Below are 19965 nucleotides of genomic sequence, written 5' to 3'. Positions count from 1 at the left end.
TTGCCTTGAGGCTGGGTAGTCCCGAGGTTCAGATCTGCGGTGCGGCCATCGCGAGCAGGCTCGCTCCCACACTGGATTTATGCAACTTCACAAATCCCTGTGGGAGCGAGCCTGCTCGCGATGGCCGCGACACGGTCTACCGGTTTAACCAAAAATCTTCTTGAAAAACGCCTGCATGTCCGCCCAGGACTTCTCATCAGCAGTCTTGCTGTAACCAATGTCCGGCCCGCCATGGTCGCCATGGCTCAGACGATCCGCCTCGGGATTACTGAACCCATGCTTGGCGCCTTCGAGGGTGACAAACTTGTAGTCGGCTTTGGCCTTGTCCATTTCCGCTTTGAATGCCATCACGTTTTCCGCCGTGACCATGCTGTCCAGCGCGCCATGCTCCACCAGGACTTTCGCCTTCACACTGCCAGGCGTCGCCGGCGTATTGGTCACCAGCGCACCGTGGAAACTCACCACGCCTGCCAGCGGGACGCCTTGACGCGCCGCATCCAGCACCACCTTGCCACCGAAGCAATAACCGATGGCTGCCAGTTTGTCCGGATCGGTTTGCGGCTGTTTCTTCAGCAAATCGAGCCCGACCTGAAACCGCGCGCTGGCTGCTGCGCTGTCCTTCAATGCTGCTTGCATGAAGGCCATGGCATCCTTGGCGTGTTCGGTATTCTTGCCGTCGCCGAACATGTCGATCGCCAGTGCGCTGTAGCCCAGACCAGCCAGATCACGGGCGCGGCGCTTGGCGTAGTCGTTGAGGCCCCACCATTCATGCACGACCACCACGCCCGGGCGTGGGCCTTTGATGGCGTCGTCGTACGCGTAATAGCCGATCAGCTTGGTGCCGTCGGCACTCTGGTAGGGAATTTCCTGGGTCTGGATGGCGGCCTGGCTGACCCCGCTCAGAGCCAGTAATACGAGGGCGAGAAACGCGCGCATGATCAAATCTCCTTATCAAGAGTCGTCAGAACAGCGTAGTCGATGTGATTCAGCCCAGGTTCAGAGTGCGTTCAGGGGCAGTACAGGGAGGGGGCGGTAACCTTGCCCCGTACCCAAAAAGCACATAGCGCATGAGGAAACTCCCCAATGACTACTTTTAAAAAACTGCTTCTGGCTTTCACCATGATGGGCGCCAGTGTGGCGGCCCATGCCGATACCACCAATTTTGCGGGCCTGACCTTTGGCCAGACCAGCGACAAGGTTAAAAAATCCAACGCCCTGAACGACAACCTCAACCACCCGAACGCCGACGGTGTGATCGGCAAGGACAACACCTGGGGTGTGCGTCTGGGCCAGCAAGACAGCAAGGGCCGCTACTACGCCACTTATGACAACGTGTCGGGCTCGCACAATGGCATTAAACTGCGTCAGGAAAACCTGCTGGGCAGCTACGATCTGTTCTACCCGGTAGGTGGCAGCACCAAATTGTTCGGCGGTGCCACCGCCGGTCTGACCAAACTGACCCAGGATTCGCCAGGCTTCAGCCGCGACAGCGACATCGGTTACGCCATTGGCGGCCAGGTCGGTGTATTGCAGCAAGTTTCGTAAAACACCTCGGTCGAGCTGGGTTACCGTTACCTGCGCAGCAACGCCAGCACCGAGATGAGCGAGCGCGGCGGCAGCAAACAGGGTTCGCTGGACTTGACCAGCAGCGCCCAGACGTACCTGTCCGCCAACTACGCTTTCTAAAAAGCGTTTTGCGAGGGTATGCGCCAGTCAGTTAAACGCAATCCCTGTGGGAGCGAGCCTGCTCGCGATGACGGCGGTAAATTCAGCATGAATATTGGCTGACCCGCCGCTATCGCGAGCAGGCTCGCTCCCACAGGTTCCGCGGCTTGATTGACTGGCGTCGCCCTGTCAGCCATCGAGGTTTGTCTTTGGAGATGTTGATTTGCCCAGGAGAGCGTTATGAAATTGCTGGTCGTCGAAGATGAAGCGCTGTTGCGCCATCACCTGCAAACACGTCTGACGGATAGCGGCCACGTGGTCGAGTCCGTGGCCAACGCCGAGGAGGCGTTGTATCAGGCCGAGCAGTTCAACCATGACCTGGCGGTGATCGACCTCGGCCTGCCGGGCATGGGCGGGCTCGATCTGATTCGTCAATTGCGCTCCCGGGGCAAGACGTTTCCGATCCTGATCCTCACCGCGCGCGGCAACTGGCAGGACAAGGTCGAAGGCCTCGCCGCCGGTGCCGACGACTACGTGGTCAAGCCGTTCCAGTTCGAAGAGCTGGACGCCCGCCTGAATGCCTTGCTGCGCCGCTCCAGCGGTTTCACCCAGTCGACCATCGTCGCCGGTCCCTTGTTGCTGGACCTCAATCGCAAACAGGCATCCCTCGACGAGCAACCGCTGGCGCTGACCGCCTACGAATACCGGATCCTCGAGTACCTGATGCGCCATCACCAGCAAGTGGTGGCCAAGGACCGCTTGATGGAGCAGCTCTACCCGGATGACGGCGAGCGCGATCCGAATGTGATCGAAGTGCTGGTCGGCCGCTTGCGCCGCAAACTTGAAGGCCCGGCCGGCTTCAAGCCGATCGATACCGTGCGTGGCCTCGGCTACCTGTTTAACGAGCGCTGCACTTGATTCGTTCCCTTCGTGTCCGATTGATGCTCGCCGCCACGATTCTGGCGGTGTTGTTCATGCTGGCGTTGCTGCCGGCGATGCAGGGCGCGTTCAGCCTGGCGTTGCAGGATTCCATCGAACAGCGCCTGGCGTCGGACGTCACCACGCTGATCTCCGCCGCGCGGGTGGATAACAACCGCTTGCAGATGCCGACGCAGCTGCCCGATGAGCGCTTCAACCTCACCGACAGCCGTTTGCTCGGCTACATCTATGATCGCGAAGGTCACCTGGTCTGGCGCTCGAAAGCCACCCAGGAAGAGAAAATCAACTACAAGCCGCGTTACGACGGGCGCGGCAATGAGTTCGCGAGAATTCGTGAAGCCAATGGTGAAGAGTTCTTCGTCTATGACGTCGAGGTCAAATTGCTGGGTGGCAAAAGTGCGGCATTCAGCATCGTCGCGCTGCAACCGGTGCGCGAATACGAAATCACCCTCCAAGGCCTGCGGGAAAACCTTTATCTGGGCTTCGGCGCAGCCTTGCTGGTGTTGCTCGCTTTGCTGTGGATCGGCCTGACCTGGGGTTTGCAGGCGTTGCGCCGGCTCAGTCAGGAACTGGACCAGATCGAAAGCGGCACCCGAGAAAGCCTCAGCGAACAACACCCGCGTGAATTGCTGCGTCTGACTGGCTCGCTCAACCGCTTGTTGCACAGCGAACGCGAACAGCGCAGCCGTTATCGCGATTCCCTCGACGACCTGGCCCACAGCCTGAAAACCCCGCTGACGGTGTTGCAAGGGGTCAGCGAAGACATGGCGCAAAAGCCGCAAGAGCGCGAGCAGGCCTGGGTGCTGCAAACCCAGATCGAACGCATGAGCCAGCAGATCGGCTATCAGCTGCAACGTGCGAGCCTGCGCAAAAGTGGCCTGGTGCGCCATCAGGTGCGCCTGCGTCCGGTGCTGCAAAGCCTCTGCAACACCCTGGACAAGGTCTATCGCGATAAACGTGTGCGGGTCGCTTTCGATCTGCCGGAGCAGTGCTACGTGCCGATCGAGCAAGGCGCCTTGCTGGAAATGATGGGCAACCTGCTGGAAAACGCCTATCGCCTGTGCCTGAGCGAAGTGCGCATCAGCGTGCGCGAAACCCTCAGCGGGATTGAGTTGTGCGTTGAAGATGACGGCCCTGGTGTACCGCTGGACCAGCGCGCGCGAATTCTCGAGCGCGGGGAACGGCTGGATCGCCAGCATCCGGGGCAGGGGATCGGGTTGGCGGTGGTCAAGGACATCATCGAAAGCTACAGCGCCAAGCTGACACTGGGGGATTCGCCGATGGGCGGGGCGGCATTCCGGATTCATTTTCCGGTGGTTTAGTGATTGGCAGGGCTGGCCTCATCGCGAGCAGGCTCGCTCCCACATTTGATCTGCGGCGTTCGCAAAAAAATGGATTCACCACAGGTCCCCTGTGGGAGCGAGCCTGCTCGCGATGAGGCCGGTACAGCCACCACAAGGCTCAGTGTCAGACTGCTAAACAAGCACTGTTTAAACGACACTTCCAGATACTCTCCCAGGCTACACATCCTTGCGCCGCTGCCTACGACTACGCCAGAATCCGCCGGCTTGTGCGCCTAAGGGCCGGGTTCTATCGTTTGCGGGTCGCTGACGAATCAGCGATCGGGTTTAGCGATCCGATCCCATACACAGACGCAAAAGCGCCCAAGTTTTGATTGCAGTTTTTATTGCCTGCAATTCGCGTAATGGTGGCTGTGCGTGGGAGACCTTCGAGTCTACCCGGGGTTTCTGTGACCCGGATCGCTAACCTGCGTACAGCCGCCACCTTTACTTGTTTAGCGATAGGTCGTGGCGGCTCAATCAACCACGGAGCTTCACATGTTCAAGATCACGCCCAACCCACCGGAAACCGACGACGTTTCCCCGTACGAAACCCCCGACTCCAAAAAACTCAACGAAGCCGCCGACCGCGCCCTCGATTACTACCTCAAGCCGCCCATCCCCAAAGACACCGTGCGCAAACCCAGCACCATTTACCATGTCGGCGCCGAGGTCGATAACGAAACCCTGCTGGTCAACGCCTGCGAATCCCTGGCGTCAGCGAGCATGATGCTCAGTGAGTTCGCCGGATTGATGGACATGCCACATCGCAACATGATGTTAGGGATTCAGCAGGTGGTCATGCTTGGTGAGCTGGCCGTCAATCGGGTGCTGGATAACTTCGATCCGCGAGGCTAGCGAAGCACCTGTGGCGAGGGAGCTTGCTCCCGCTCGGCTGCGAAGCAGTCGTAAAACCGGTGCTTGTGGTATGTCTGAAAAAACGCGATTGGCGGGTTTGGGGCCGCTTCGCAGCCCAGCGGGAGCAAGCTCCCTCGCCACAACCGCTTGGCTGGTTGCACAGTTTTTGCGGTGTTTTTTCGGGCCTCATCGCGAGCAGGCTCGCTCCCACAGGGGATCTGCTGTGAACACATTATTTGTGAGTGACGCCGATCCAATGTGGGAGCGAGCCTGCTCGCGATGGGGCCAGTCAATTCAACGCAAAAATCAATTCTCTTGGGCGCGATAGGCCCCAGGCGTCAACCCCGTCCACTTCTTGAACGCCCGGTGAAACGCCGAAGGCTCGGAGAACCCCAGCTGCTCGGCAATCTGTTGCAACGACAGATCCGCGCGCCCCAGGTGATAAATCGCAATATCGCGCCGCAACTGATCCTTCAACTCCTGAAAACTCGTGCCTTCTTCGCGCAAATGCCGACGCAAGGTTTGCGGGCTGATGTGCAGGTGCGCGGCTACCGCGTCCAGGTCCGGCCAGCGTGCATTGTCGCGGCTGAGCAAGCGCCGCAATTGGCTGCCCAGGCTGTCGCCTTCGTCGGGGCGCGATAGCAGGTCGGCGGGGGAGCGCTCGAGAAAGTGCTTGAGGGTTCGTTCGTCCTGCAGCAGTGGCATGTTCAGGTAGCGACTGTGGAACAGCAGGCTACTCTGAATAGTGGAGAACTCCAGAGGGCAGGAAAACAGCAAGTCGTATTCGGCTCCGTGTTCGGGCCTCGGGTAGCTGAACGTGGCCTGCTCCAGACGAATGCGCTGGCCGATCAGCCAACTGCCGAACCGATGCCAGATCACCAACAGGCTTTCGCTGAGAAAGTGGTCCGGGTCCCACAGCGGCGAATCGTCCAGGCTCAGGCGAATCATGTCGCCTTCGCGGTTCAGCGTCAGACGCGGTGCCCCGGGGAACAGGCTGTAAAACAGTAAGCCGCGATTGAGCGCTTTCTCCAGCGTGCGGCAGTGGATCACCGCGTGGCACATCATGGCGAAGCTGCCGGGTTTGCTCGGTGCCTGCCCGAAGCCCAGGTATTCGTCGTCCAGGGCCAGCCACAAGCCCTGGATCAACCGGGTGAATTGCTCAGGTGCGATGCGCGCACGCGGCTCCTCAAGCAACTCGGGACTGATGCCCAGTTGTTGCAACAGGCTCGAATAGTCGTAGCCACGTCGGCGCGCGCCACCGAGGGCGGCGCGGGCGAAATGGCTGGCGATGGTGCGTTCGCGCATAGGGGGCAGGTCCGTCTACTGAGCAATGGATGGTAGCGGTGCCTGTCGAGAATGAACAAGGCGGATATCCGCCAAATTGCAGGACCGGGTTTGGCTGATGGGCGGAAATCCGCCACATCTTTGTAGCCGATGAGTGACGAAAAAAACCTGTAACCCTTGATGTCACAAGGCTGACAGGTTTTTTACCCGAGGTGGCACGGGGCTTGCGATACAAGCCGCAGAGACCTGCGTCGCGCAGCTCGACAAAACAAATCCCTCCAGTGCAGGAGGGTTCGCAATTGAGGTGTCAGGGACAACAGATGGATGTTGTTACTGAGGCACTCTTGAGGAACTTTGCAATGACGACTCGTCAGCCACTGTATAAATCCCTGTACTTCCAGGTGATCGTTGCCATCGCTATCGGCATCCTGCTCGGTCACTTCTACCCGCAGACCGGTGTGGCCCTCAAGCCGCTGGGTGACGGGTTTATCAAACTGATCAAAATGATCATCGCCCCCATCATTTTCTGCACCGTCGTCAGCGGTATCGCGGGCATGCAGAACATGAAGTCGGTCGGCAAGACCGGCGGTTACGCGCTGCTGTATTTCGAAATCGTTTCGACCATCGCCTTGCTGGTCGGTCTGGTAGTGGTCAACATCGTGCAGCCGGGTAGCGGCATGCACATCGACGTCACCACGCTGGATGCCTCCAAAATCGCCACCTACGTTGCTGCCGGTGCGGATCAAAGCGTCGTTGGCTTCCTGCTGAATGTCATCCCGACCACCATCATCGGCGCGTTCGCCACTGGCGATATCCTGCAAGTGCTGATGTTCTCGGTGATCTTCGGTTTCGCCCTGCATCGCCTGGGTGCCTACGGCAAGCCGATCCTGGACTTCATTGATCGCTTCGCCCACGTGATGTTCAACATCATCAACATGATCATGAAGCTCGCGCCACTCGGTGCCTTCGGCGCCATGGCGTTCACCATTGGTGCCTACGGTGTTGGCTCGCTGGTGCAACTGGGTCAGCTGATGGCCTGCTTCTACATCACGTGCCTGCTGTTCATTCTGGTCGTACTGGGCGGTATCGCTCGCGCTCACGGCTTCAGCGTGCTGAAAGTGATTCGCTACATCCGTGAAGAACTGCTGATCGTGCTGGGTACGTCTTCTTCGGAATCGGTGCTGCCACGCATGCTGATCAAGATGGAACGCCTGGGCGCGCAGAAATCCGTTGTGGGCCTGGTGATCCCGACCGGTTACTCGTTCAACCTCGACGGTACGGCGATCTACCTGACCATGGCGGCAGTGTTCATTGCTCAGGCAACCGACACCCACATGGACATCACTCACCAGATTACCCTGCTGGTGGTATTGCTGCTGTCCTCCAAAGGCGCTGCCGGCGTGACAGGTTCGGGCTTCATCGTTCTGGCTGCCACCTTGTCCGCTGTCGGCCACCTGCCGGTCGCTGGCCTGGCGCTGATCCTTGGTATCGACCGCTTCATGTCCGAAGCCCGCGCGCTGACCAACCTGATCGGTAACGCGGTTGCCACCCTTGTTGTGGCCAAGTGGGTCAAGGAACTGGATACCGACGTGCTGCAAGCCGAGCTGGCCTCGGGCGGTCGCGGTATTGCCGACGAACCTAAAGACGATGTTCTGGGCCACGTCGAAGGGGCAACCCCGACGAGCGCCAAGTAAGCCTTGTTGTAATGAAAAACCCGCTTCGGCGGGTTTTTTCATGCCTGCGATTTGAGCGCAACGGTCACCGCCACTGACACATAAGGTGATTGCTGCAATGTCCCAGGCTGCCTAGGCTTGGGGGATCGCACTGGAGAACATCTCATGCTCGGTCCACTGGCATCACTCAAGGTTCTGGATTTCTCGACACTGCTGCCGGGGCCGTTCGCCTCGTTGCTGCTGGCAGACATGGGCGCCGAGGTACTGCGCATTGAATCGCCGACCCGCATGGACCTCCTGCGAGTATTGCCGCCGCATGATCAAGGTGTGTCGGCCAGCCACGCGTACCTCAACCGCAACAAGCGCAGCCTGGCACTGGACCTCAAACAGCCCGAGGCTTTGGAGGTGATCAAGCAATTGCTGCAGGACCACGACATCGTGCTGGAGCAGTTTCGTCCCGGCGTGATGGACCGGCTCGGGTTGGGGTATGAAGCCTTGAAGGCGATCAACCCGAAGCTGATTTATGTGTCGATTACCGGTTATGGCCAGACCGGCCCCTATAAGGATCGCGCCGGGCACGACATCAACTACCTGGCGCTGGCGGGGCTGGCGAGCTACACCGGCCGTGCCGACAGCGGCCCGGTGCCGTTGGGCATGCAGGTAGCGGATGTCGCGGGCGGCTCGCTGCACGGGGTGATCGGCCTGCTGGCGGCGGTGATCGCGCGGCAGCAGACCGGGCAAGGGCAGCATCTGGATGTGAGCATGACCGACTGCGCCTTCAGCCTGAATGCCATGGTCGGTGCCGGGTACCTGGCCTGTGACGTGGAGCCGGGCAGGGAAGAGCAGATGCTCAATGGTGGCAGCTTCTACGATTACTACCGTTCGCGCGATGGACGCTGGTTGTCGGTGGGCAGTCTGGAGCCGGTGTTCATGCTGCAACTCTGCACGGCGTTGGGCCGGCCAGAACTGGCGGCCCAGGGGTTGTCACCCGAACCAGCCCGGCAACAGGCGCTCAAGGAGGCGCTGAAAGTTGAATTCGAAAAATATGACTTTGCCGAGTTGTGTGAGCTGTTTGCCGGGGTCGATGCCTGCGTCGAGCCGGTGTTGAGCCTGGGCGAAGCGGTTCGGCATCCGCAGTTGAAGGCGCGGGAATTGGTGACTGAGGTGCCGAGGGGCGATGGTTCGACTCAGGCTCAGATCGCTTGCCCATTGAAGTTTTCGGATGGGTTGCCTGAGCCTCGGCATATCGGGGCGGGGCTGGGTGAGCATACGGATCAGGTGTTGGGGGAGTTGGGGTTTAGTGTTGAACGGATCGAGGAATTGCGGCGTGCGAGGGTGGTTGTGTAGTGACTGGTTAGACGCCATCGCGAGCAGGCTCGCTCCCACAGGGGGATCTGTTGTGAACACATTATTTGCGAACGCCGCAGATCAAATGTGGGAGCGAGCCTGCTCGCGATGGCGTCGGCACGCGCACCATAAATCCAGCTATTCGACCCGCATTTCCCCACTGAACACCAATGTGCTCCTGCACCGCCGACACAAATACCGCCGCCCCTGTCTCACCAAACCATGACGCTGCGCCGAAAACGGGAAATCACTGTCGGCGCACGGGCATTTGTAGATGTAGCGGGTCACGCTGCGGCGTTTGACGTCGTAGGTGTGGCAGCGATTGGGCGGCAGTTCGTAAACACCGCGCATGATCAATTGCCACTCTTCTCCGTGAGGCTGGATGCGGTCGCCGAACAATTGATGGGCGATCAGGTGGGCGACTTCATGCGCCACGGTCTGCTTGAGAAAGTCTTCGGTGTTTTCCCGGTACAGCTGCGGATTGAAGCGCAGCAGATTCTCGTGCAAATGCGCGACACCGGCTTTTTGCCCGCGCAGCTTGAGGCTCACCACGGGGCGTTTGAAAGGTCGTTTGAAAAAGGATTCGGCTTGTTGAAAACAGTCTTCGACGCGGGTATTGAGTTGCTCGGGCATGCTTGATGGATCTCCAGAGACGTCGAGTATGCCGCAACCCTCGGGACTTGCGAATCGCCGAGGCGCCGAATGGTCGTACCTCCTGCTCTTTCTTAGAGAGTAGAAGGCCGCCTTGCGGCGGCCTGTATTGGCAGATCGAGTTTTTGGCGGGTGTGTGGCTAATTCGTATAGACCGGTCCCACGCCAAGTCCCCAGACAATCACCGTGAACGCCATGATGGCCACCAACACCACCAATCCAACCGCGAGCACGGAGCTTGAGAACAGAAATCCCTCGTCCGACGGAATGTTCATGAACGTTGGCAAGCCCACATACAGCAGGTACACCGTGTAGCAGATGGCCGCGGTGCCGACGATCATCCCCAGCCACATGTGCGGGTACAGCGCTGCCAGGCCGCCGATAAACAACGGAGTCGCGGTGTACGTGGCGAACGCGACACAGCGCGCCAGGCTCGGGTTGGCGTCATAGGTGCGGGCCATCCAGTGGATGAACGCCCCCATCACCGCGACACCGCCGAGCATCGCCAGGTACGACATGACGGTCATCCAAAGTGCGCTTTCCGTGGTCAGCATCACCGGTGCCCGGCTACCGATGACCCAGCCGACCTGCGTGGTACCGATAAATGCTGACACGGCGGGGATTGCCGCCAGAATCAGGGTGTGCGTGAGGTACATGTGGCTGATGCTTTCCTCCTGGTCGCCACGGATTTCTTTCCATTCCTGGTCAGGGTGGGTGAAGAGCCCCACTACGTGATGGATCATGCCAGTCACTCCTCTTGTTGTTGCCATCGCCCCCCAGCGGAGCGCTTACGGGCCAAAGTGGCCAGGTAAGTACAGGTCTGATACGTGTGCGACCTTATGCCGCAGTATAGAAAGGAGTTAACGGCAATAGTGCGAGGGCTTTAGAGCAAATCGCGCTGTAAACAATTTTGTTAATCGCCGCAGGATCTGTGCCGAATAGAAACCTGTGGCGAGGGGGCTTGCCCCCGTTGGGCGCGAAGCGGCCCCAAGACAGCCACCCTGTTTGTGTCAGGCAAACCGCGGCGGCAGGTTTTGCGACTGCTGCGCAGCCGAGCGGGAGCAAGCTCCCTCGCCACAGGGGTATGCTCAAGTCATATAAGTGCAGGCTTCGCCCCGAAAGGGTTTTTGCGTAAAATGCCGGCCTTTCGTCACACCTCACGGATTTCGCGTCATGGGCACTCTCACGGTCAACCAGAACAAACTGCAAAAGCGCCTTCGCCGCCAGGCCGGTGAGGCTGTCGCCGATTTCAACATGATTGAAGATGGCGACAAGGTCATGGTCTGCCTGTCCGGTGGCAAGGACAGCTACACCATGCTCGACGTGCTGATGCATTTGCAGAAGGTCGCTCCGATCAAGTTCGAGATCGTGGCCGTGAACATGGACCAGAAGCAGCCAGGCTTTCCCGAGCACGTGCTGCCGGCTTACCTCAAAGAACTGGGCATCGAGTATCACATCGTCGAGAAAGACACCTATTCGGTGGTCAAGGAGCTGATCCCGGAAGGCAAGACCACCTGCTCGCTGTGCTCGCGCCTGCGTCGCGGCACGCTCTACACCTTTGCCGATGAAATCGGCGCGACCAAAATGGCCCTCGGTCACCACCGTGACGACATCGTCGAGACGTTCTTCCTGAACATGTTCTTCAACGGTTCGCTCAAGGCCATGCCGCCGAAGCTGCGCGCCGATGACGGTCGCAACGTGGTGATCCGTCCGCTGGCCTACTGCAACGAAAAAGACATTCAGGCCTACTCGGATTTCAAACAATTCCCGATCATCCCGTGCAACCTCTGCGGCTCCCAGGAAAACCTGCAACGCCAGGTGGTTAAAGAGATGCTGCAGGAGTGGGAACGCAAGACCCCCGGCCGTACCGAAAGCATTTTTCGCAGTTTGCAGAACGTGATTCCGTCGCAACTGGCGGACCGTAACCTGTTTGACTTCACCAGCCTCAAGATTGACGAAACGGCGGCTTCGCGCTTCGTCAATGTTGTAAACCTCTGAGCAATATGTGGGAGCGGGCTTGCTCGCGAATGCGTAGTGTCAGTCGACATTCATGTTGAATGGCACACCGCTTTCGCGAGCAAGCCCGCTCCCACAGGTTTTATCGCTCGCAGGCGCCGTTTTCATTTCAATCCTCAGGAGAGGGCATGCGCGACTACAAGTGGCTGAACGAATACTGCTTGAACCGCTTCGGTTCGGCGGCTGAACTGGAAGCCCATCTGCCCGTTCCCAAGACCCCGGCGCAATTGCGCAAGATCAGCGATGATCGCTACCTTTCGACCATGGCGTTGCGGGTGTTCCGCGCCGGGCTCAAGCACAGCCTGGTGGACGCCAAGTGGCCGGCGTTCGAAGAGGTGTTCTTCAAGTTCGACCCGGAAAAAGTCGTGCTGATGAGCGCCGAACATCTGGAGCGCTTGATGCAGGACGCGCGGATCATCCGCCACTTGGGCAAGCTCAAGAGCGTGCCGTGCAATGCGCAGTTCATTCTGGACGTGGCCCATGAGAAGGGCAGTTTTGGCGCGTTGATCGCCGAATGGCCGGTGACCGATATCGTCGGCTTGTGGACCTACCTGAAAAAACACGGGCACCAGTTAGGCGGGTTATCGGCACCGCGATTCTTGCGGATGGTGGGCAAGGACACCTTCGTGCCGAGCTACGATGTGGTGGCGGCGCTGAGTGCGCAGAAGATCGTCGACAAGGTGCCGAGCAGCCAGCGGGACCTGGCGTTAGTGCAGGATGTATTCAATCAGTGGCATGAACAGAGCGGTGGGCGGCCGATGAGCCAGATTTCGATGATGCTGGCGTACACCGTGAATCATTGAGACCGAGTCGCCCGCATCGCGAGCAGGCTCGCTCCCACATTGGATTAGTGTCGTTCACAAATCCCCTGTGGGAGCGAGCCTGCTCGCGATGGCGTCCTGTCACGCGACGCTGGGCTCGCCTTCACCCGCCAACTTGCGATTCAACTGAAACCGCCACCGCACATACAACATTGCCGAGCAGAACACCGCCAGGCTCGCGCCCATCTCCAGTAAACCGAACAGCTGCCGGTTCGGGTCATACGCGGCCAATGCGCCCTTCATGAAATACAGGTTCACCACAAAACACATCCACGAATGCCCACGGGCGCTGCCGACGATCATCCCCGGCGCCAGCAACAGCAGCGGCACCAATTCGATCAGCAGAATCACCCAAGGCCGCGCGCCGTGCAGGTCGGCGAATATCAGGTAGTAGGCGCAGAGCAGTCCCACCAGGCCGAAAAAGCACAGCAGGCTGATGACACGCATCGCCCGTACTCGCGGTTCGAGCCATTCGATGGAAGGCAGGATTTTCGGCTTTTTGGCCATCTCAGCTCACCAACTTTTGCGCAGTTTTTGCCAACCGCAGGCCCAAGGCCCGGCACAGCGCAACTTCGTGTTCATTCAAACCGCTTTTGCCATCGGCACCGGCGTGATGGCTGGCGCCGTAAGGCGTGCCGCCACCGCGAGTTTCCAGCAGCGCCGATTCGCTGTAAGGCAGGCCGGTGATCAGCATGCCGTGGTGCAGCAACGGCAACATCATCGACAGCAGCGTGGTTTCCTGGCCGCCATGCAGGCTCGCGGTGGAGGTGAAGACCCCGGCCGGTTTGCCCACCAGGGCACCGGTCAGCCACAGATTGCTGGTGCCATCGAGAAAGTACTTCAACGGTGCGGCCATGTTGCCGAAGCGGGTCGGGCTGCCGAGGGCCAGGCCGGCGCAGTTCTTCAAGTCGTCGAGGCTGGCGTACAGCGCGCCTTCATCGGGAATGTCCGGCGATACGGCTTCGCACTCAGTGGAGATCGCCGGCACGGTGCGCAGGCGCGCTTCCATACCGGACTGCTCGACACCACGGGCAATCTGCCGGGCCATTTCATTGGTCGAACCGCTGCGGCTGTAATACAGAACCAGAATGTACGGCGCACTCACGGCAGCAACTCCAGCACATTCTCCGGCGGACGGCCGATGATGGCTTTATCGCCGACTTCGAGAATCGGGCGCTCCATGAGTTTCGGGTGCGCGGCGATGGCGGCGATCAATTGCGCCTCGCTCAGGCTGCTGTCGGCCAGGTTGAGGGTTTTGTACTCGTCCTCGCCGGTGCGCAGCAATTGTCGGGCACTGATGCCGAGCTTGCTCAGCAGACTCTGGATTTGCGCGGCGTCCAGCGGGGTCTCCAGGTAGCGGACCACGGTCGGGGCCAGGCCACGGGCTTCGAGCAGTTCAAGCGCACCGCGGGATTTCGAGCAGCGCGGGTTGTGATAAAGCGTCAGATCGGTCATGTGCGGGTCGCATCTTGCGTAAGGTGGCGGCTATTCTAACTGTGCGGCGCGTAATCCAGAACCTTGGGAGGCGATGGGTCGCAGGTGCATTCTATTTTTGACAAGGATTGAGACATGACAAGGCGACTGGCAGCGGCATTGGCGATCTTGGGGGCGTTATTGCTGGGGGGCTGCGGCAACGACTATGGCGTCGACCAGAACGGTCACAAAGTCGCCGCCGAGCGTCTGGACAAACAATGGCTGGTGCTCAACTACTGGGCCGAATGGTGCGGCCCGTGCCGTACCGAGATTCCTGAGTTGAATGTTCTGGCCGAGCAGCTCAAGGGCAAGAAGATCGGCGTGTTCGGGGTCAACTTCGACAATGTGCAGGGTGAAGAGCTGAAAAGCGCCAGCGAGAAACTGGAGATCAAATTCACTGTGCTGGCCCAGGACCCGGCCGACCTTTTCGAGTTGCCGCGCAGTGAAGCGCTGCCGGTGACTTACATCATCGATAACAAGGGCAAGGTGCGGGAACAGTTGATGGGGGAACAGACGGCGGCGGGGGTGATGGCGAAGCTTGAGGCGTTGCAGGCTAAAAATTGAGTTGTTGTTGAGAAAAAGATCGCAGCCTTCGGCAGCTCCTACAGGTGTTCGGCAATCCATGTAGGAGCTGCCGAAGGCTGCGATCTTTTAGGGTGTTAACCCTCTTCAAGCCACCAGCGTAACGGTTTGCCTTGCGCCGGCCAGAAGCGCATCTGGTCGATCGGTGAAACATCCCAGCGCTGCACGTTTTCCAGCGCCTGCAGGAAGCGTTTCTCCTGCTCCATCAACGCCGGCGCACACATTTTGCGGGTGCTGCCGATTTTGCCGAAGCTCAACTTGTCGCCTTCCAGGGTATACGGCGCGAACCAGTGGTTGCAGCCGCCGTTGCCATAGGCCCGACCGTCTTCATCGAGGGTGATGGTCAGGTGGCTGTAGTCCATCAGCGGACGTTCGCCGATCCATTCCAGAATGTAGCTGCGGTTTTGTTGCAATTGCACCGGTTCGGCGGCGCAGCCCAACAGACTGGCGCCGGCCATGGCGGTCAGAGCAAGGCGTTTCATCACGCAGGCTCCTGACACTTCTTGCACAGGTGCTTGTCAGCAACGGTGGCCCAGCCCAGCTCGGCAATCCGTGCAGTGGCCGCCGGTTTTTCGGCCTTGTTGCCCAGCTTGGCGTCGACCGCGAACTCAAAGCTCAGCTCTTTGGCGCAGCTGTCGCAGTTGACTTTCCAGGTGTGGATCGCCAGTTCGCCGAACACCGGACCACTGGCCACCGCGATCCATTGGCCCGGCGGGTTGATCAGATGGCGAACTGTTTCGACCGTCAGGCGCATGGACAAGTCCTTGCTGCCTTTAAGGGTCACTACCAGCACGTCGTTATTACGAATCGAGCCGCCGTTGCCGGTGACTTGATAACGCCCCGGCACGAGGGCGCGGCATTCGGTGAGGGTGTGTTGCGGGTTCATCAGGCTGTAGCGGAAATCGTGTTCGACCATGGGTCCTCCAAATATGCGCGATATGCTAGCACGGGCATGAACGCAGCATGGTGCGGGCATGTGACCTTCGATCTGGTTCGAATTACCTGCTGACTCATGGCACACTGCCGCTTTTGCATCTCTAAGGAACAGAAATGGCGTTGATCGAATGTTTTGAGTGCAAGCAACGCATCAGCTCCACGGCGCCTGCTTGCATTCATTGCGGTGCTCCTTCGGTGGCAGAAGCGGCTACGTCGACGGCAACGCAGGCCCCTCTTTCTTTCGGGCGTTTACCGACCAATGAAAGCGTGCCCAGGGTGACCCCGGCCGCTTTCGGGCGCAAACGTAAAGCCGCAGTCGAGGCAGAGATCCCGGCACCGGGCGGGCCGCGCCCCGTGGAACTCTGGTTGAAATTGATGATTTTCTTTCTGCCGCCATTTTTTGTCTGGTTCCTGCTGCGTCGCGGCCATTCGCTGGGGCAGCGCTTGCTGGGCTTCGGCTGGCTGGCCCTGATGATCCTTTTGTCCAAGGTCTGAGCCGCTCAGCTCTCGACCTGGTTGTGTGGCGAACCGGCCGCCCAGGCCGCGATGTTCTGCAGGGTGGTCGCGGCGATCGCGCCCAGGGCTTCGCGGGTGAGGAAGGCCTGGTGTGCCGTGATGATTACATTCGGAAAGGTCAGCAGGCGCGCCAGCACATCGTCCTGTAGCGGCAGGTCGGAGCGATCCTCGAAGAACAGCTGCGCCTCCTCTTCATAAACATCCAGCCCCAGATAGCCCAATTGGCCGTCCTTCAACGCATCGATCAGCGCCGGCGTGTCCACCAGACCGCCGCGCCCGGTGTTGATCAACATCGCGCCGGGCTGCATGTGTGCCAGTGACTCGCTGTTGATCAAGTGTTTGCTCTGTTCGTTGAGCGGGCAATGCAGGCTGATGATCTGCGACTCGGCCAGCAGTTGCGGCAGGCTGAGGTAGCGCGCGCCGAGCGCTTCGACCTGTGGGTTCGGATAAGGATCACAGGCCAGCAACTGGCAGCCGAAGCCATTCATGATTTTCGCGAAGGTCGCGCCGATCTGTCCGGTGCCGACGACGCCGACGGTCTTGCCCACGAGGTCGAAACCAGTCAGCCCGTGCAGGCTGAAATCCCCTTCGCGAGTACGGTTGTAGGCACGGTACAGGCGACGATTAAGCGCCAGGATCAGCGCCACCGCATGTTCGGCCACCGCGTGAGGGGAGTAGGCCGGAACCCGCACAATCGCCAGCCCCAAGCGCTTGGCCACCGCCAGATCGACATGGTTGTAACCGGCCGAACGCAGGGCAATCAGGCGTGTGCCGCCCGCGGCCAGACGTTCGAGTACCGGAGCGCTGAGGTCATCATTGATGAAGGCGCAGACCACTTCGTGATGCTCCGCCAGCGCCACCGTGTCGAGGCTCAGTCGCGCCGGCTGGAAATGCAGCTCGATGCCGGCGGGCAGGTCGGTGCTCAGAAAACTGTCGCGGTCGTAGGTCTGGCTGCTGAAAAGAATCGTGCGCATGCTGTCCTCCTGGAAGTCTCAAGCCGGAATGCGTTGAGCTTAGCCTTCAAGGTGCCCAGCGTTATTGCGCTGCATCAGGCATTGATACGCGCATGGGCCGCCAGGCGATTGATGGCTCGTTCGAGTTCTTCCAGCGCGCCGGGGGCTTTTGCGTCCTGTTGCTTGAGCAGGGTTTCACTGCGCTGGCAGGCTGCGCGCAGTTGCGGGACGCCGCAATAACGGGTCGCCCCATGCAGGCGATGGACTCGCTCGATCAGGGCATTCTGGTCATTGGCTTCACGGGCGACGCGGATGGCCTCGCGGTCGGCTTCCAGGGAAGCCAGCAGCATTGCCAGCATGTCCGCCGCCAGATCGGCCTTGCCGGCCGCCAGGCGCAGCCCTTCATCGTGATCGAGCACCTGCAAATCATTACCGTTGTGGCTTTCGCTGGAGCGCTCCGGACCCAGATTGCGCAACGCCAGGCCGGTCCATTTCAACACCACTTGTGCCAGTTGCCGTTCGCTGATGGGTTTGGTCAGGTAGTCGTCCATGCCGCTTTGCAGCAACGCACGTTTTTCGTTGGCCATCGCGTGGGCGGTAAGGGCAACGATCGGCAGCGGCGTGCAATGTCGCTCGCTTTCCCACTGACGAATGGCTTCAGTGCTCTGGCGGCCGTCCATGCCGGGCATCTGCACGTCCATCAGCACCAGGTCGAAGGTCTCGTTCTGCACCGCCTTGACCGCGGCATAACCGCTTTCCACCGCGAGCACCTTGGCGCCCATGTCTTCGAGCAGGGTTTGTACCAGCAGCAGATTGGCCGGGTTGTCGTCGACGCAAAGGACCTTCGGCGCGCGACTGGAAAGCGGCTCGCCGGGGTCGCTGCGCTGTTGGCGCGGGTTGACCAGATCCGACAAGGCCCGGCGCAGTTTGCGCGTGCAGGCCGGTTTGGACTGCAGCTGGCTGTGGGGGTTGGGCACCGAGAGGTGGAACAGCGTCAGTTCGGTGGTCGGGCACAGTACCAACACTCGGCAACCCAGGTGTTCGAGGTCCCAGATATGCTGGTTGAGGCGCTCCGGCGGCATATCATTGCTGGTGATGCCGAGCACTGCCAGACCGATGGCCTGATCGGTCTGATGAGCGCCGGTTACGCCATTGGCCAGGCTTTCCAGAGTGTTGAACGGCGTGACTACCAGGCCGCAGTCTTCAAGTTGATGCTGCAAGGCCTGACGGGCCAGCTCATGGTTTTCCAGCACCGCCACCCGTTGTCCGAGCAAGGGTGGGCCGGGCAGGTCTTCGGCGTCGTCGCGGGTTTTGGGCAGGCTCAGGCTGATCCAGAATTCCGAACCTTCACCCGGTGTGCTGTCGACGCCGATTTCGCCGCCCATCTGCTCGATCAGGCGTTTGGAAATCACCAGCCCCAGGCCGGTGCCGCCAGGTTGCCGGGACAGCGAGTTATCGGCCTGGCTGAAGGCCTGGAACAAGGTGCGCACGTCCTGATTCGACAGACCGATGCCGGTGTCCTGAATGCTGATGCGCAGTTGCACGCTGTCTTCATGCTCTTCTTCGAGCATGGCCCGGGCGACGATGGTGCCTTCGCGGGTGAACTTGATCGCGTTGCTCACAAGGTTGGTGAGAATCTGCTTGAGCCGCAGCGGATCGCCCACCAGCGACAATGGCGTATCGCGATAAACCAGGCTCACCAGCTCAAGCTCTTTGGCGTGGGCGGCCGGGGCAAGGATGTTCAAGGTGTCTTGCAGCAGGTCGCGCAGGTTGAACGGAATATGGTCGAGCACCAGTTTGCCGGCCTCGATTTTCGAGAAGTCGAGAATCTCGTTGATGATCCCCAGCAAGCTGTCGGCGGATTTTTCGATGGTGCCCAGGTAATCGAGCTGGCGCGGTGTCAATTCGCTTTTTTGCAGCAAATGGGTGAAGCCGAGAATGCCGTTGAGCGGTGTGCGGATTTCATGGCTCATGTTGGCCAGGAACTCGGATTTGATCCGGCTCGCTTCCAGCGCTTCTTTGCGCGCCAGGTCGAGCTCGATGTTCTGGATTTCGATGGTTTCCAGGTTCTGACGCACGTCTTCGGTGGCCTGGTCGACGCTGTTTTGCAATTCTTCCTGAGCGTTCTGCAGGGTTCCGGCCATACGGTTGATACCGGACGCCAGTTCATCCAGCTCCTGGCTGCCGAGGGGTGGCAGGCGGGTTTCCAGATGGCCGTCCTTGAGCTGTGCCACGGCTTGTTTGATTTGGCTCAACGGCCGATTGATGGTCCGGCCCATGCGCAACGCCAACAGCGCCGCGCCGACCAGTCCTGCGCCGATCAGCAGCAGGCTGGCGAACAGGCTACGGTAACCGCGCAGCAACATGCCATTGTGTGACAGTTCGAGTTCTACCCAGCCCAGCAGGCGGTCGGCTTCATCGGGGATCAGGTCGCCGGCCAGGTTGCGGTGCTTGCCGAATACCGGCAGCAGATAGCGGGTGGCGTCATTGCCACTGCGGCGCAGCAGCTGTGAACCGTTGCCCAGAGGGGCCTCATTGAGCATGGTCGGGCCGGCGTGGGCCAGCGGTGTGCGGTCGGGGGCGAGGAACGTCACCGCGCGCACGTCGGTTTGTTCCAGGAACTGGGTGGCGATGCGTTCCAGCAGGTCGTTGTCTTTGTGACCCATGGCCGGGGCCACCAGCGGCGCCAACTGTTCGGCAATCATTTCGCCGCGCTGCATGAGTTGGGATTGCAGGTCCGATTGCTGCATCCAGGTGAAATAGCCGCCCAGGACCAGCGCCATCAGGGTGGTCGGCAACAGAGTCAGCAACAGCACGCGGCCTTTAATTCCCAGTTTCTTGAGCACGCATCTCTCCCGCATCCAGCTGTTTATTGGCCTGCACATGCGTCCGGCACGCGTCACCTGCGCAG

At 60.0% G+C, this 19965-nt stretch carries 20 protein-coding genes and 1 pseudogene; 10 read left to right on the top strand and 11 right to left on the bottom strand.

Going from position 1 to position 19965, the window contains the following annotated elements; all coding sequences use genetic code 11:
* Positions 1-144 precede the first annotated feature (144 nt).
* On the bottom strand, positions 145-936 hold the full coding sequence (locus BK662_RS28495; protein WP_123360305.1) for a dienelactone hydrolase family protein: 792 nt from the start codon (positions 934-936) through the stop codon (positions 145-147).
* Positions 937-1083: 147 nt separating this feature from the next.
* Here BK662_RS28495 and BK662_RS28490 point away from each other — a divergent pair.
* The 4 genes and pseudogenes from BK662_RS28490 (at position 1084) to BK662_RS28470 (ending at position 4802) form a co-directional block, all read left to right on the top strand.
* Positions 1084-1686, top strand: a pseudogene (locus BK662_RS28490) (hypothetical protein).
* Between the two features lie 219 nt (positions 1687-1905).
* Positions 1906-2583, top strand: a complete 678-nt coding sequence (locus BK662_RS28480) for a response regulator (RefSeq protein ID WP_007899104.1) — start codon at positions 1906-1908, stop codon at positions 2581-2583.
* Positions 2580-3926, top strand: coding sequence for an ATP-binding protein (locus BK662_RS28475; RefSeq protein ID WP_123360303.1), 1347 nt, complete (start codon positions 2580-2582; stop codon positions 3924-3926). Before BK662_RS28480 ends, BK662_RS28475 begins: the two co-directional genes overlap by 4 nt.
* A 516-nt stretch (positions 3927-4442) precedes the next feature.
* Entirely contained in the window at positions 4443-4802 is a 360-nt protein-coding gene (locus tag BK662_RS28470; protein WP_123360302.1) for a DUF6124 family protein, read from the top strand.
* A 306-nt stretch (positions 4803-5108) separates the two neighbouring features.
* Here the strand turns inward: BK662_RS28470 and BK662_RS28460 are convergent, their stop codons facing one another.
* The gene (locus BK662_RS28460) at positions 5109-6107 is read right to left on the bottom strand and encodes an AraC family transcriptional regulator (protein ID WP_123360300.1); all 999 of its coding nucleotides are present in this window, start codon (positions 6105-6107) and stop codon (positions 5109-5111) included.
* A 338-nt stretch (positions 6108-6445) separates the two neighbouring features.
* On the opposite strand from BK662_RS28460, the gene BK662_RS28455 reads away from it, so the two are divergent.
* Both BK662_RS28455 and BK662_RS28450 read left to right on the top strand, forming a co-directional pair.
* On the top strand, positions 6446-7780 hold the full coding sequence (locus BK662_RS28455) for a dicarboxylate/amino acid:cation symporter (RefSeq protein ID WP_123360299.1): 1335 nt from the start codon (positions 6446-6448) through the stop codon (positions 7778-7780).
* A gap of 144 nt (positions 7781-7924) precedes the next feature.
* Entirely contained in the window at positions 7925-9106 is a 1182-nt protein-coding gene (locus BK662_RS28450) for a CaiB/BaiF CoA transferase family protein (protein WP_123360298.1), read from the top strand.
* A gap of 138 nt (positions 9107-9244) precedes the next feature.
* Here the strand turns inward: BK662_RS28450 and BK662_RS28445 are convergent, their stop codons facing one another.
* Entirely contained in the window at positions 9245-9739 is a 495-nt protein-coding gene (locus BK662_RS28445) for a SprT family zinc-dependent metalloprotease (protein ID WP_008011643.1), read from the bottom strand.
* 158 nt (positions 9740-9897) lie between these two features.
* Positions 9898-10500: a Yip1 family protein gene (locus BK662_RS28440; RefSeq protein WP_123360297.1), complete on the bottom strand. Its 603-nt coding sequence runs from the start codon at positions 10498-10500 to the stop codon at positions 9898-9900.
* Positions 10501-10930: 430 nt separating this feature from the next.
* Here BK662_RS28440 and ttcA point away from each other — a divergent pair, with 430 nt between their 5' ends.
* Together ttcA and BK662_RS28430 are read left to right on the top strand one after the other, a co-directional pair.
* Positions 10931-11755, top strand: a complete 825-nt coding sequence (gene ttcA / locus BK662_RS28435) for a tRNA 2-thiocytidine(32) synthetase TtcA (protein ID WP_052966613.1) — start codon at positions 10931-10933, stop codon at positions 11753-11755.
* A gap of 146 nt (positions 11756-11901) precedes the next feature.
* On the top strand, positions 11902-12576 hold the full coding sequence (locus BK662_RS28430) for a DNA-3-methyladenine glycosylase I (RefSeq protein WP_123360296.1): 675 nt from the start codon (positions 11902-11904) through the stop codon (positions 12574-12576).
* Positions 12577-12675: 99 nt separating this feature from the next.
* On the opposite strand, the gene BK662_RS28425 is transcribed toward BK662_RS28430, so the two are convergent.
* From BK662_RS28425 to arsC, 3 genes are read right to left on the bottom strand one after another with little or no spacing between them, the layout of a single operon-like run.
* Positions 12676-13101: a DUF2069 domain-containing protein gene (locus BK662_RS28425; RefSeq protein WP_123360295.1), complete on the bottom strand. Its 426-nt coding sequence runs from the start codon at positions 13099-13101 to the stop codon at positions 12676-12678.
* Between the two features lies 1 nt (position 13102).
* Positions 13103-13699 carry an NAD(P)H:quinone oxidoreductase gene (gene wrbA / locus BK662_RS28420; RefSeq protein ID WP_008011647.1) on the bottom strand — a complete coding sequence of 199 codons (597 nt, stop codon included), beginning with the start codon at positions 13697-13699 and terminating at the stop codon, positions 13103-13105.
* Positions 13696-14049 (bottom strand): arsenate reductase (glutaredoxin), encoded by a 354-nt coding sequence (gene arsC, locus BK662_RS28415; protein ID WP_052966616.1) that lies wholly within the window; start codon positions 14047-14049, stop codon positions 13696-13698. Before arsC ends, wrbA begins: the two co-directional genes overlap by 4 nt.
* Before the next feature lie 114 nt (positions 14050-14163).
* Between arsC and BK662_RS28410 the strand changes: the two genes are divergently transcribed.
* Positions 14164-14631: a TlpA family protein disulfide reductase gene (locus BK662_RS28410; protein ID WP_123360294.1), complete on the top strand. Its 468-nt coding sequence runs from the start codon at positions 14164-14166 to the stop codon at positions 14629-14631.
* Positions 14632-14726: 95 nt separating this feature from the next.
* Here the strand turns inward: BK662_RS28410 and BK662_RS28405 are convergent, their stop codons facing one another.
* Positions 14727-15131, bottom strand: a complete 405-nt coding sequence (locus BK662_RS28405) for an META domain-containing protein (RefSeq protein ID WP_123360293.1) — start codon at positions 15129-15131, stop codon at positions 14727-14729.
* Complete coding sequence (locus tag BK662_RS28400; RefSeq protein WP_123360292.1) at positions 15131-15565, bottom strand: hypothetical protein; 435 nt, start codon at positions 15563-15565, stop codon at positions 15131-15133. Before BK662_RS28400 ends, BK662_RS28405 begins: the two co-directional genes overlap by 1 nt.
* Before the next feature lie 134 nt (positions 15566-15699).
* On the opposite strand from BK662_RS28400, the gene BK662_RS28395 reads away from it, so the two are divergent.
* A complete protein-coding gene (locus tag BK662_RS28395; RefSeq protein ID WP_123360291.1) occupies positions 15700-16080 on the top strand; it encodes a hypothetical protein in 381 nt (126 codons plus the stop codon).
* Positions 16081-16085: 5 nt separating this feature from the next.
* Here the strand turns inward: BK662_RS28395 and BK662_RS28390 are convergent, their stop codons facing one another.
* Positions 16086-17075, bottom strand: a complete 990-nt coding sequence (locus BK662_RS28390) for a 2-hydroxyacid dehydrogenase (RefSeq protein WP_123360290.1) — start codon at positions 17073-17075, stop codon at positions 16086-16088.
* A 74-nt stretch (positions 17076-17149) separates the two neighbouring features.
* The gene (locus tag BK662_RS28385) at positions 17150-19900 is read right to left on the bottom strand and encodes a response regulator (protein ID WP_123360289.1); all 2751 of its coding nucleotides are present in this window, start codon (positions 19898-19900) and stop codon (positions 17150-17152) included.
* Positions 19901-19965: the final 65 nt, after the last annotated feature.

The organism is Pseudomonas frederiksbergensis (genome assembly GCF_003732275.1).
Classification (GTDB): domain Bacteria; phylum Pseudomonadota; class Gammaproteobacteria; order Pseudomonadales; family Pseudomonadaceae; genus Aquipseudomonas; species Aquipseudomonas frederiksbergensis_H.
This window is presented reverse-complemented; position numbering and strand designations above follow the sequence as displayed.

Coding starts and splice junctions, on each gene's coding strand:
- BK662_RS28495 (WP_123360305.1), bottom strand. CDS start 936: ATGCGCGCGTTTCTCGCCCTCGTATTACTGGCTCTGAGCGGGGTCAGC.
- BK662_RS28480 (WP_007899104.1), top strand. CDS start 1,906: ATGAAATTGCTGGTCGTCGAAGATGAAGCGCTGTTGCGCCATCACCTG.
- BK662_RS28470 (WP_123360302.1), top strand. CDS start 4,443: ATGTTCAAGATCACGCCCAACCCACCGGAAACCGACGACGTTTCCCCG.
- BK662_RS28460 (WP_123360300.1), bottom strand. CDS start 6,107: ATGCGCGAACGCACCATCGCCAGCCATTTCGCCCGCGCCGCCCTCGGT.
- BK662_RS28455 (WP_123360299.1), top strand. CDS start 6,446: ATGACGACTCGTCAGCCACTGTATAAATCCCTGTACTTCCAGGTGATC.
- BK662_RS28450 (WP_123360298.1), top strand. CDS start 7,925: ATGCTCGGTCCACTGGCATCACTCAAGGTTCTGGATTTCTCGACACTG.
- BK662_RS28445 (WP_008011643.1), bottom strand. CDS start 9,739: ATGCCCGAGCAACTCAATACCCGCGTCGAAGACTGTTTTCAACAAGCC.
- BK662_RS28440 (WP_123360297.1), bottom strand. CDS start 10,500: ATGATCCATCACGTAGTGGGGCTCTTCACCCACCCTGACCAGGAATGG.
- ttcA (WP_052966613.1), top strand. CDS start 10,931: ATGGGCACTCTCACGGTCAACCAGAACAAACTGCAAAAGCGCCTTCGC.
- BK662_RS28430 (WP_123360296.1), top strand. CDS start 11,902: ATGCGCGACTACAAGTGGCTGAACGAATACTGCTTGAACCGCTTCGGT.
- BK662_RS28425 (WP_123360295.1), bottom strand. CDS start 13,101: ATGGCCAAAAAGCCGAAAATCCTGCCTTCCATCGAATGGCTCGAACCG.
- arsC (WP_052966616.1), bottom strand. CDS start 14,049: ATGACCGATCTGACGCTTTATCACAACCCGCGCTGCTCGAAATCCCGC.
- BK662_RS28410 (WP_123360294.1), top strand. CDS start 14,164: ATGACAAGGCGACTGGCAGCGGCATTGGCGATCTTGGGGGCGTTATTG.
- BK662_RS28405 (WP_123360293.1), bottom strand. CDS start 15,131: ATGAAACGCCTTGCTCTGACCGCCATGGCCGGCGCCAGTCTGTTGGGC.
- BK662_RS28400 (WP_123360292.1), bottom strand. CDS start 15,565: ATGGTCGAACACGATTTCCGCTACAGCCTGATGAACCCGCAACACACC.
- BK662_RS28395 (WP_123360291.1), top strand. CDS start 15,700: ATGGCGTTGATCGAATGTTTTGAGTGCAAGCAACGCATCAGCTCCACG.
- BK662_RS28390 (WP_123360290.1), bottom strand. CDS start 17,075: ATGCGCACGATTCTTTTCAGCAGCCAGACCTACGACCGCGACAGTTTT.